Below are 11621 nucleotides of genomic sequence, written 5' to 3' on the forward strand. Positions count from 1 at the left end.
CAGCGCGATGAAAGTGAGGGATTTTTTTGCTGAAACGAATGATGGCTCTGACCTGCGTCCTGGCCTTGACCGCTGGAGCTGCCTGGGCCGATACGCCGGAACTGAAGACTGGACCGGCTCCTTTTGCAGTCAAAGTGGAAATCAAGCCGACGGCGGCGCCGCAGGAAGAAACGAAACCGGCCCAGCCAGCCGTAACGGCGAAGAAGGACACGAAAAGCCAGACGGCCGCCAAGGAAGGCCAGCAGGCCAAGGCGGTCGAATCGGAAAAGAAAATAGGTATCAACCTGGCCAGCCGTATCTTAACGCTCTATGAAGGCGATACGAAGGTCAGGATGTATCACGTCGGGGTCGGCAAGACGTCGACGCCGACGCCGACCGGTTACTATGCCGTCCAATATAAGGAAGTCAACCCAACCTGGGTCGACCCGGATGACACGAGCATCCAGATCGGTTCAGGTCCGGACAACCCTATTGGCTACCGCTGGATCGGCTTTTACGGTAACTATGGGATCCATGGGACCAATCATCCTGAATCCATCGGCGGCTATGTATCCAATGGCTGCGTGCGCATGAAAGAAGCCGATGTAGAAGACCTCTACCAGTATGTATCCGTCGGGACGCCGGTTACGGTCTACTATGACCGCCTGGTCATCGACGTCGACCCGGACCATACGGTTTCTTATTATATCTATCCTGACGGCTACGGCTGGCAGTCCCTGAGCATCGCTCAGGTCAAGAAGGCCCTGGCCGGCTATGGCGTAGAAGATTTTGCTGATTTCCAGGAAATCTCCGATAAGATCAACGCCTCCGATGGCAACGTCACGTACATCGCCAAGGCTTACGATTTAGTTGTAAACGGCCATAAACTGGCCAAGCGGGCACTGGGCAAGAATGGCCAGATTTACCTGCCGTCCGTAGCCGTGGCGACGGCGCTGAATCTGGATTTACAGTGGAATTCCCAGCAGGGCATCCTGACCAGTCCTTATGGCATCGCCCCGGGATACGTCAAGAGCGACGTCGTTTACATGAACGCCGTCGACGCCTACTCCCTGTTCCATCTCAAAGGTGAACTGACGCCGGACTATGTCTATAATATGTACTCCGTCAAAGGCAACAGTACACCGACCGTCGTCATCTCGCCGGGAAGCGGGAATGATTGACGTTTGATGCGATGGCTTTTTTGTAGGGGCTTACACGTGCTTTTTTAGCCCGTCAGGTATATGCAAGATGGCCATGCACCGATTGGCGTGAACGGGCGCCCCACGTGGGCGCCCCTACGACGAACGATAAACGACCTACGATGAACTCAAAAAGAGGCTGTCTTAATGAGACAGCCTCTTTTTCATTGACAAATACTGACATATGTCATATACTAAAATCAAATTAATCGACATATGTCAAAAAAAGACGGGCCGCGAGGACCCGTCTGGTTATTGCAGATTGGAGGAGAAATTGTTATGATGAGAGTAGCAGTTACGTATGAAAATGGGAATGTATTCCAGCATTTCGGCCATTCGGAAAAATTCAAGATTTATGATGTCGAAGATGGGCATATCGTCAAGGCTGACGTCATCGACACCAAAGGTCAGGGCCATGGTGCCCTGGTCGGTTTCCTGCAGGCCCAGGAAATCAATGCCGTCATTGCCGGCGGCATCGGTGGCGGAGCCCAGCAGGCCCTGGCGGCCGCTTCGATTGACCTCTATGGCGGCGTTACGGGCAGTGCCGATGAAGCCGTCAAGGATTTGCTCAATGGTACGCTGAAATTCAATCCCGACGTAGCTTGCAGCCATCACGACCAGCAGCATGGCCATGGTGAACATCACTGCGGTTCCCACGGCTGCGGAGGTCATCAGTAACCTGTCTGTTCCCTGGAAAGGAGACGATTCCCTTGAAGAATATCACCGCTTTTTATATGAACGGCTGCCCCTATTGCAAGGGCGCCAAAGAAGCCTTGGCTGAACTGATCGAAGAAAATCCGGCTTACCGCCAGGTAGCCGTCGACTGGTACGAAGAATCGGAACACCCCGAAGTCGTACAGGGCCATTCTTACTACTATGTGCCGTCTATGTTCATCGGCACGGAAAAACTCTACGAAGCCCAGCCAGGCCAGTCTTATGACGACATCAAGGCCCATGTCAAAGCGGCCCTGGATGCGGCGCTGAAGGCTTAATCGCCACCTAAGACGGCATGGACGGCATCCCGGCAGCGGCGGACGGCTTCATCCATGGTCTGCTCATCAATGGTGAGGGGCGGATTGAAGTAAATGACGTCGCCAATGGGGCGCAGGACCAGTCCCAGGTCCATGGCTTTGCGGAAGACGTGCCAGCCGACCCGCTTTTCCGGGTCAAAGGCGCGTTTACTCCGTTTATCTTCAACTAATTCAATCGCATTGATCAGGCCGATGTGGCGGATTTCGCCGACATGGCTGTGGCTGCCGAGAGCAGCGTCTAACTTTTCGTGAAGGTAGATGCTCTTTTCGGCAGCTTTTTTTAATATATCGTCGCGTTCCATGATGTGTAGCACAGCCAGGGCCGCCCGGCAGGCCAGGGGATTGCCGGCATAGGTGTGGCTGTGGACGAAAGCCTTATGGGTCTTGAAATCGTCGTAGAAGGCCTGGTAAATGGCATCGGTCGTAATCGTCAGGGACATGGGCAGGTAGCCGCCGGTCAGGCCTTTCGACGTGCAGAGGATATCCGGGCTGACGCCGGCGTGTTCAATGGCGAACATCTTGCCCGTCCGGCCGAAGCCGGCAGCGACTTCATCGTCGATGAGCAGGACGCCGTACTGGTCACAGAGCTGGCGCAGGCGGCGCAGGTATTCTGGCGGGTAGATGCGCATACCCGCCGCGCCTTGCAGGATCGGTTCGACGATGAGGGCTGCCGTTTCTTTGCCGTAAGCGGCGAAGGCCTTTTCAGCGCCGACGAAACATTCGCAGTCACACGTATCCCGCGTTTGGCCATAGGGACAGCGGTAGCAGTCGAGGCCGTCGAAATGGATGTTATTCATCATCATGGGCTTGTAAATGCGGGCATAGAGGTCCATACTGCCGACGGACAGGGCGCCGATGGTCTCGCCGTGATACGATTCAGACAGGCACATGAAACGCTGCCGTTCAGGGTGGCCCGACTGATACTGATATTGAAAGGCCATCTTCAGGCACATTCGACAGACGATGAGCCATTGTCGGTGAAATTGAAATGCGTCAGCCCTTTTGGCAGCAGCGGCAGCAACGCCTGACAGAGCTCGATGGCCGGGCGATGGGAGAAATTGGCAAAGATGACGTGTTCCAGCTGGTCGAGCTGGTCTTTGATGGCGTCATTGATTTCGTCGTTGCAGTGGCCGAGGAGATTGCACCACCAGGAACTGATGATGTCGATGTATTCTTTGCCTTCTGTGTCATAGAGATAGCAGCCTTTGCCGTGGTCGATGACGACGGGCGGGAAGACTTCGGCGTCTTTCATCTGCTGAGCCGGATGCCAGATGTATTTTAAGTCAGCTTCAAGTAAACTCATGTAAATCACTCCTTACTGGTATAGTTGAATCAAAGCCTGGGCATCGGCCTGTAAAAGTTCGGCGTTGTCGCCGACGACGGCCAGGACGGGCTTGCCGCTGAGCTTTTCAATCATGCGGATGTTGTCTTTTTCCATGGTGCTTCCCGTATAATGGTTGACGATGAAACCTTGGACAGGCAGGCCCTTTTCTTTCATATAAAAGGCGGTCAGGACGGCGCCGTTGATGGTCCCCAGGCCAGCCGGGCAGACGATGAGCGATGGGATGTGCAGCCAGCCGATGAGATCTTCCAGCTGGAAGCTGATGGCATCATCTTCGCGGAGGGGACAGATGATGCCACCGCTGCCTTCGACCGTGACGTAGGGATAGGCTGCCGTGACGCGCTGCCAGTCGCGGAGGATGACGCTTTTTTCGATGGGCTTCTCTTCCCAGCGGGCTGCCAGGTGAGGCGACACGGCGTGGTCGTAAAGATAAGACAAGAGCAGGTCCGGCGATTCGCCAATCCCGGCTATCTCATTTACATAACCGGCATCACTGGCCGCGACGGTCGGGGCGCCGCTGATGGCAGCCTTATAATAACCGACGTCATAACCGTGCTGGCGCAGTGTCTTGATGAGCAGGGCTGTGACATAGGTCTTGCCGATGTCCGTCCCCGTCCCGGTGATGAATAAACCTTTACTCATAGTAAACGAACTCCTTTCTAGAGGGCAATGGTCCGACGTATTCGGCGGGTCAGGAAGGCGGCGACGATGCAGAGAAAGATGTCACCGGGAATGGGCAGGACGAAGCAGTAGACGAAGAGTGTCCACAGACTGATCGGTGTGCCCAGGTATACGTTATTGATTAAAGCTAAATAGACCATGCCGCAGGCGTAGACGATGATGAGGCCGGCAAAATCAGCAGCCAGCAGGCGCTGCAGCGATGGCATGGCGCTTTGATGGGCAATGTATCCGGTCAGCCAGGCACCGCCGATGAAGCCGATGAGATAGCCGAAGGTCGGCTGGAAAATATAGGACGGACCGCCGCCAGACGTGAAGACCGGCAGTCCGACCAGCCCTAAGAGGACGTAGACGGCCACCGAGGCGGCGCCGCGGCGGCTGCCCAGGAGCAGTCCGGCCAGGGTGGTGAACAATAATTGCAGCGTAAAAGGACAGAACGGAACAGGGATGCGGATAAAGGCCCCGATGGCGATGAGCGCCGTGAACAGGGCGAATAAGACCATATCCCGCGTATCCCAGTGGTGGGCTGAGAGGACAGAAGAAACCATGAAATCACTCCTTTGGATAAATGTAAACCACAATAATATTTAAAAAGTTTACGATAATCTGGATTATAGCCAATAATCGACTTATTGTCAATTTTTAAATAGTACAAATTAGTTAACAATAATCCGGTGAGAATTTCTCCCATTGACAAAAGCGAAAGAAGTGATTAATCTATAATTACAAAATAGATATAAATTATTTTGTTTAAAAAAGAAATGGAGGAATTGCGATGTCAAATGTTAATATTGACTGGTCGGCCTTAGGTTTTGAATATCAGCCGATTGCAAAACGTTATGTTGCCAACTATAAAGATGGCAAATGGGGCAAAGGGGAATTGACGGATAACCCGAATGTCGTCCTCAATGAATGTGCCGGCATCCTGCAATACTGCCAGCAAGTCTTTGAAGGCTTAAAAGCCTATAAAACCAAAGACGGCCGCACGGTCACCTTCCGTCCGGACCAGAACGCAAAACGTTTGATGGACTCGGCAAAACGCTTGGAAATGCCGCCGGTTCCGGAAGATATGTTCATGGAAGCTGTCGACGAAGTCGTCCGGGCCAATAAGGATTATATTCCTCCCTTTGAAAGCGGCGGCGCTCTCTACCTGCGTCCGTATCTCTTTGGGACTAACCCGGTCATCGGCGTCAAACCGGCTGACGAATATCAGTTCCGCCTCTTCGGCACGCCTGTCGGCTCTTACTTCAAGAACGGCGTCAAACCGATTACGATCTGCATTTCTGACTTCGACCGTGCAGCACCGCGCGGCACAGGCCATATCAAAGCCGGCTTGAACTATGCCATGAGCATGTATCCTTACATTTTGGCTCATCAGAACGGCTTCGATGAAAACATGTTCCTCGACCCGGCTACGCGCACGTACGTAGAAGAAACGGGCGGCGCTAACTTCCTCTTCGTCAAGAAAGATGGCACTTTGGTTACGCCGAAATCGGACTCCATCCTGCCGTCCATTACCCGCCGTTCCCTGATCACGATCGCAATGGACATGCTTGGCATGAAAGTCGAACACCGTCCGGTTAAGTTCGCAGAAGTCAGCGAATTCGCTGAAGCCGGCCTCTGCGGTACGGCTGCCGTCATCTGCCCGGTAGGCAAAGTCGTTGACCACGGCAAAGAAATCTGCCTCCCCAGCGGCATGGACGAAATGGGTCCTGTCCTGACGAAACTGTACAAGACCTTGCGGGGCATCCAGATGGGCGAAATCGAAGGACCGGAAGGCTGGATCCACGAAGTTAAATAATTTATATTTCGTAGGGGCTCGCACGTGGCGAGCCCGCGGGTATATGTAAGATGCCCGTGAACCGATTTGCGCGAACGGGCGCCCCACGTGGCGCCCCTACAGAAAAAAGGCTTGTCGCATGTGCGACAAGCCTTTTTTTTTACAACACGCCCAAGCCTTCCAGAAATATTTTTAAACCAATCAAGATGAGGACGGCCCCGCCGATGCGTTCGGCCTTATTTTTATAGCGCATCCCGAAGAGGCTGCCGACTTTTATCCCGGCTGCCGAGAACAGGAACGTCGTCACGCCGATGAGCGTCACAGACGACACGAGGGCGATGTCCATAAAGGCGAAGGTGACCCCGACGGCCAGGGCGTCGATACTGGTTGCGATAGCCAGCATGAGCATCGTATAGGGACTCATGGACGCATCACAGTGCTCTTCGTCCTCAAAGGACTCCTTAATCATATTGAGGCCGATGGCGCTGAGCAGGATGAACGTGACCCAGTGATCATAGGCATCGATCATGTCGGCGAAAAAGCTGCCCAGACCATAGCCGATAGTGGGCATCAGAGCCTGGAAGCCGCCAAACCACAGGCCGGCCAGGACCATGTGGCGCCAGTTGATTTTTCCCAGCGACAGGCCTTTACAGATGGAAACGGCAAAGGCATCCATGGATAGGCTGACGGCCAGCAAGAGTAAATCAAGTGTATTCATTCTCTTCTCTCCTCATCAATGCAGCAATATACAATTCAATTATTATAGGAGATAGGGAAATCGATGTCAACGAAAAAGATTGCCAAATCAACGAATTGTGCTACAATACATTTTGTGACAAGAAAGGACGTGAAAACACATGAAATATAGAAAGCGCCATCTCCTGGCGGCGCTCCTCAGTGCGTTTACTTTATTTTCCGGTCAGGCCATGGCCATGTCCGTGGATAACCTGATGCAGGTCGTCGCCAAGGACAGTGCGATAGGCAAGACCATTTCCTGGCAGTATGACAGCGACCGTAGCGATTACAGTGTAGAATACCGTCACAAGGACCAGGGTGATGTCCAGTTGGCTTATGTGACCGAAGGGAAACGGCCTCCCATTTACGACGCCGACAATCCGGCACCCTATACGTATGGGGCTTACATGCAGAAACTGACACCGGCGACGGAATATGAATACCGCATCGTCAATGCTGACGGTGCGACCGATTGGATTACTTTTTCGACGACAAAAGAAGATTTAAACAAATACAAAGTCCTCGTCTTCGGCGACTCTCAGTCCACCGATTACAGCGTCTGGGGGCAGACGGCGCAGATCGCCTGGCAGCAGAACGATGATGCGGCTTTCTTCATCAACATGGGCGACATTACCGACAACGGACAGGCCTACTTCCAATGGCGGGACTGGTTTGAAAATGCCGATGTCCTGACCAGCCACATCCCTTTTGCCCCGGTCCTGGGCAACCACGAAGCCTATAGCATGGATTGGAAATTTGCCGAACCGTATACGTATAAGGCCCTGTTCGCCGTGCCCTATGGTGGACCGAAGGACCAGAACCGCCTGGCTTACTCCTTCGATTATGGCGACGTCCACTACGTGTCCCTCAATACGGATTATGAAGAATTGAACGGCTGGCGTCCGACGATGATGGAAGATGAAGCAGCCTGGCTCGACAAGGATTTGGCTGCGGCCAAGAAGGCCGGGAAACGGCTGGTCGTCCTCATGCACCGTCCGCCTTGGGACAGCCCGTATAACGGCACCCTCGATGTAAACGGCAAATACTTCATGCCGCTCTTCGATAAATACGACGTCCCCCTGGTATTTACGGCTCATGAACACTGCTATGAACGGACCGTTCCCATCAAGAACGACCAGGCCGCTACGGAAGGGACCGTCTACATTGCCACGGGCCGCTCCGGGACAGAAGCCTGGGATGGCTCGGTCAAGAAGCCGACTGATGTCATTTACTATAATCCAATGGATATGCCCATGTACCTGACGCTCCAGGTCGAACCGGATGAATTCCGCGTCAGCGCCATGAAAAATGACGGCACCCTGATCGATACCGTTTCCATCCCGGCCAAGCACCAGGAAGCGGAAGTTTCCAAAAACGCAGACAACACCGTAAAGGCGCCGGAAACGAAGACCAAGAAAGATAAGCAGAGTGCTAAGCAACATGCTAAGAAAAGTGTAAACAAACATAAACAGAAGTAAAGACGGTTGTTTTCTTTCTGGAAGATGTGTATAATTAACAGTTACAGAAAGTAAACAGAAGAGGAGCGAATGAGAATGAAAAAATTAGCAAAAAATATGATCCTTTGTGCGCTCGTGACGATGAGTTTATCAGCCGTCTGCTTTGCAGAAGATACGACTACGACGGAAACGACGGCAACAGAACCGCAGGCAACAGCTACGGTGACGACAACGACTCAGGCCGCTCCGGACCAGAATGTCGTCGACTGGCTCGACCCGGCTGCCGGTGAATGGTACAGCACCAAGGGCAACCTGGTCATGACCATCGAAGGCAACACCATCAACGGCTGTACGGTAACGGACCCGAAAGACTGCACCTATGACTATCCGCGGACCGGGACCTTCACCATCCATGAACAGACTGGCGACCGGACGATCAAGATGGACCTCATGGGCCATAAATCCCATCAGTACCTCATCGTAGACAATAAGATGCCCTTACGCCGTTCCCTCAACGCCGACCGTTACGAATCCATTGGCGGCGTCTACCTCGGCATGACCCAGGAAGACCTGACGGCTGCCTATGGCCAGCCGAGCAGTACTGCCGAAGATCAGGGAACAGACCGCTGGATTTATGATAACCATCACATGGATGCTTATCTCCAGGGCGGCATTGTCATCGGTATCCGCATTTATGACGGCAGCGATTTGAAGTTCGATAAATCTGGCCTGACCGCTTCTGATACAGCAGGTGCCTATGCCAAATCTTACGAATTGGAAACGACGCCGGAAGTCCCGACAGAAGCCAACGCCATTTCCAAAGCCTATAAACTGCCCCAAGGCGAATACCTGCGCTTTGGCCAGAATTTCGTCCAGCTTTCCATCTAATCGGATAGATACTAATTGCACATCGACTGAAATGGGGCCTCACATGACGGGAATCTTCATGTGACAGCCCCCTTTTCGTTGCATTATTCTTTGAAATACGGTAAACTAAAGGTAATTGATTTATATGAATTGCTGTTGCGCTGGCTGGCATGGTTAAGCCTTTTTTTATTGGAAAAATGAGCCAGGTAAATGCAAAAACAGAGATAGTAAACATGAGGAGAGAAAACACGTGATTACGACAAGAGATTTAATGGACCGCTATAATATCAAGACCCGTCAGGGCATCATCCAGTTCGTCAAAAAACATCTGGACGAAATCAATCATGACGGAGAAGAACACGCCACCATGCAGAAAGGCGAATGGGCCTTCGATACGGAAGCTGTCCGCATCCTCGACCAGCTGCGCGGCCTCCACGACCAGGCGACCATTACCGAACTGGAAAGTGAAAAAGTATCCAATGCCCAGCAAGAATCGCACAACCTGCGCATTTTGCTGCTCAAAGCCCAGCAGGACCTCAACACGGCCCAGCAGCAGGTCATCACGTTGCAGCAGAACCTGATCGCCAAACAGAACGAACTGTCTGAAGTCAAAGTCAAAGCCCTGGAAGCTCAGCAGAACAAGGACCAGGCCGATGCCCTGCAGAGCGAACTGGACCGTCTGAAAAAAGAAGGCAGTATCATCGAAGACGAACACAAACAACTCCAGGAAACACTGGCCACCGTCCAGGCTGAACGAGACAGCCTGCGCCAGCAGCTGGCCGAAAAAGACAACCGCCATTGGTGGGAATTCTGGAAATAATCATATACCGGGAACAGGGACTATGGCATGGAAATCCTGAGAGCATGCCATAGTCTTTTTTTAGGCTCCCATGATAGGGAAGCTGGCCGCCAAAGGCGGTCTGAGAGGTTAAGGCTCCCATGATAGGGGAGCTGGCTGCCGAAGGCAGTCTGAGAGGTTCTTTGAAAAGGAGAGATACGGCCATGAGCGATAATATTACGATTCGGTCAGCCTGTGAAAGTGATGCGGCAGCTTTGGCCCGGATTTACGCACACTATGTGGAAAAGACGGCCATTACGTTTGAATACACCGCGCCGGATATGGTGGAAATGGAACGACGCCGCCAAGAGATTTCGCAGCACTATCCCTACTTGGTTGCCGAAACAGACGGCAAGGTCATCGGTTATGCCTATGCCCATGCATTCTATGGCCGTGAAGCCTACGCCTGGTCGGTGGAATCGAGTATCTACGTCGATGTAAACACCCGTAAACACGGGATTGGCCGTAAACTGTACGAAGCTCTGGAAAAAGCCTTGAAATCCATGGGAATCCTCAACATCAACGCCTGCATTGTCGTACCCCGTGATGATCAGGACCCGTATGTCACCAACGGCAGCTTGAACTTCCATCAACGCCTTGGCTACACCCTGGTCGGTCGTTTCCACAACAGCGGCTACAAATTCGACCGTTGGTATGACGTCGTCTGGATGGAAAAAATGATTGGCCCCCATACCGTTCATCCCTGATTTCCGGCAAAAAATGAGACCCTTTTTGCTTTATAGTTTGTAGCATGGAGTTTGTAGGGAGAGGGGGATTTGGCAGTCATGTGCAACTTAGGAGAAGGAATATACGAAGATGGCCTGATGAAAGGCAGGGAAGAAGGTAAAAAAGAAGGTAAATTGGAATTTGCTCTCGAATTGTTGAAAGATGGAATGTCCTTGGAAAAAGTGGCAAAGTATAGCAAATTATCATTGTCCATGATTGAAAAAATGGCTAAACAAAATAAATTGATTTAGGAGCAGTTGGATGTATGATGTTTGAAGCGATAGCTTTCAACTTCAAACGCAAAAAGAGGCTGTCGCATATGCGACAGCCTCTTGATTTTTTGGAGCCACTAATAGGATTCGAACCTACGACCCTCTCATTACGAATGAGATGCTCTGCCAGCTGAGCTATAGTGGCAAGTACTCTTATATTATATTCACGAGGCCTATAGTTGTCAACACTTTTTTTTAAACTTTTCTGATTTTTTTTGAAGAGTTATTATGGCGTGCGAAAACGGCCCTGCTAGTGAAGGAGAACCTGGCAGGGCTGTTTCCGTGATGATTGTGAAAGGGTTTAGGTTGTAGTTGTGAGGTGGTTCTACTGGCCTGCTTATATTATATAATACCATGTATAGGAATTTTCTCGTATTAGGGGACTAACTACGGATTTTTTGTTACTAACATCGATATACAGGGACGAATGGGAATTATTTCAAGTTTTTTTGGAAAATGTGTTGACAAGATGGAAAAGGTCTGGTAAGATATACAAGTCGTCGCGATGAGGCGATGACACGATGACCTTTGAAAACTGAACAATGAACTGAATGAACGCCAACGTGCGAGGTTCTATTTATAGAACGTCAAACAATGAGTAATACCAAATAATAAACAAGAGCCAAACGCTCTTCCATATATCATGGAGAGTTTGATCCTGGCTCAGGACGAACGCTGGCGGCGTGCTTAACACATGCAAGTCGAACGAGAAGAGAT

12 protein-coding genes, 1 tRNA gene, 1 rRNA gene and 1 pseudogene are annotated in these 11621 nt (G+C 51.7%); 10 read left to right on the plus strand and 5 right to left on the minus strand.

The window, feature by feature from the left end:
- Window positions 1-26: 26 nt before the first annotated feature.
- From NM10_RS10795 to NM10_RS10805, 3 genes are all read left to right on the plus strand, one after another.
- Window positions 27-1160, plus strand: coding sequence for a L,D-transpeptidase (locus NM10_RS10795; protein ID WP_239639713.1), 1134 nt, complete (start codon window positions 27-29; stop codon window positions 1158-1160).
- Window positions 1161-1457: 297 nt separating this feature from the next.
- Window positions 1458-1856, plus strand: coding sequence for a NifB/NifX family molybdenum-iron cluster-binding protein (locus tag NM10_RS10800; RefSeq protein ID WP_020311600.1), 399 nt, complete (start codon window positions 1458-1460; stop codon window positions 1854-1856).
- Window positions 1857-1888: 32 nt separating this feature from the next.
- Window positions 1889-2170 (plus strand): glutaredoxin family protein, encoded by a 282-nt coding sequence (locus NM10_RS10805; RefSeq protein WP_020311601.1) that lies wholly within the window; start codon window positions 1889-1891, stop codon window positions 2168-2170.
- Here the strand turns inward: NM10_RS10805 and bioA are convergent.
- The 3 genes and pseudogenes from bioA to NM10_RS10820 form a co-directional block, all read right to left on the minus strand.
- Window positions 2167-3512 (minus strand): annotated as a pseudogene (gene bioA / locus NM10_RS10810) (adenosylmethionine--8-amino-7-oxononanoate transaminase). The gene NM10_RS10805 and the pseudogene bioA overlap by 4 nt on opposite strands.
- Before the next feature lie 12 nt (window positions 3513-3524).
- Window positions 3525-4193, minus strand: a complete 669-nt coding sequence (bioD, locus tag NM10_RS10815) for a dethiobiotin synthase (protein ID WP_020311602.1) — start codon at window positions 4191-4193, stop codon at window positions 3525-3527.
- A 17-nt stretch (window positions 4194-4210) separates the two neighbouring features.
- Window positions 4211-4777, minus strand: coding sequence for a biotin transporter BioY (locus NM10_RS10820; protein ID WP_020311603.1), 567 nt, complete (start codon window positions 4775-4777; stop codon window positions 4211-4213).
- A 227-nt stretch (window positions 4778-5004) separates the two neighbouring features.
- Here NM10_RS10820 and NM10_RS10825 point away from each other — a divergent pair, with 227 nt between their 5' ends.
- A complete protein-coding gene (locus NM10_RS10825) occupies window positions 5005-6030 on the plus strand; it encodes a branched-chain amino acid aminotransferase (RefSeq protein ID WP_020311604.1) in 1026 nt (341 codons plus the stop codon).
- Window positions 6031-6169: 139 nt separating this feature from the next.
- Here NM10_RS10825 and NM10_RS10830 read toward each other — a convergent pair whose 3' ends face one another.
- On the minus strand, window positions 6170-6727 hold the full coding sequence (locus tag NM10_RS10830; protein ID WP_020311605.1) for a manganese efflux pump MntP: 558 nt from the start codon (window positions 6725-6727) through the stop codon (window positions 6170-6172).
- A 139-nt stretch (window positions 6728-6866) separates the two neighbouring features.
- Between NM10_RS10830 and NM10_RS10835 the strand changes: the two genes are divergently transcribed.
- From NM10_RS10835 to NM10_RS10855, 5 genes are all read left to right on the plus strand, one after another.
- Window positions 6867-8222 (plus strand): purple acid phosphatase family protein, encoded by a 1356-nt coding sequence (locus NM10_RS10835; protein WP_020311606.1) that lies wholly within the window; start codon window positions 6867-6869, stop codon window positions 8220-8222.
- 75 nt (window positions 8223-8297) lie between these two features.
- Window positions 8298-9089 (plus strand): hypothetical protein, encoded by a 792-nt coding sequence (locus NM10_RS10840; protein ID WP_020311607.1) that lies wholly within the window; start codon window positions 8298-8300, stop codon window positions 9087-9089.
- Window positions 9090-9318: 229 nt separating this feature from the next.
- Entirely contained in the window at window positions 9319-9888 is a 570-nt protein-coding gene (locus NM10_RS10845; RefSeq protein WP_147675874.1) for a kinesin, read from the plus strand.
- Window positions 9889-10070: 182 nt separating this feature from the next.
- Window positions 10071-10613, plus strand: coding sequence for a GNAT family N-acetyltransferase (locus tag NM10_RS10850; protein ID WP_020311609.1), 543 nt, complete (start codon window positions 10071-10073; stop codon window positions 10611-10613).
- 69 nt (window positions 10614-10682) lie between these two features.
- On the plus strand, window positions 10683-10883 hold the full coding sequence (locus tag NM10_RS10855) for a hypothetical protein (protein WP_147675875.1): 201 nt from the start codon (window positions 10683-10685) through the stop codon (window positions 10881-10883).
- A 90-nt stretch (window positions 10884-10973) separates the two neighbouring features.
- Here NM10_RS10855 and NM10_RS10860 read toward each other — a convergent pair.
- Window positions 10974-11049: transfer RNA gene (locus NM10_RS10860), tRNA-Thr, on the minus strand.
- 495 nt (window positions 11050-11544) lie between these two features.
- On the opposite strand from NM10_RS10860, the gene NM10_RS10865 reads away from it, so the two are divergent.
- Window positions 11545-11621, plus strand: a 16S ribosomal RNA gene (locus tag NM10_RS10865); the annotation flags it as partial.

The organism is Megasphaera sp. NM10, from assembly GCF_000417505.1.
In the GTDB taxonomy this organism is placed as follows: Bacteria; Bacillota; Negativicutes; order Veillonellales; family Megasphaeraceae; genus Megasphaera; species Megasphaera intestinihominis.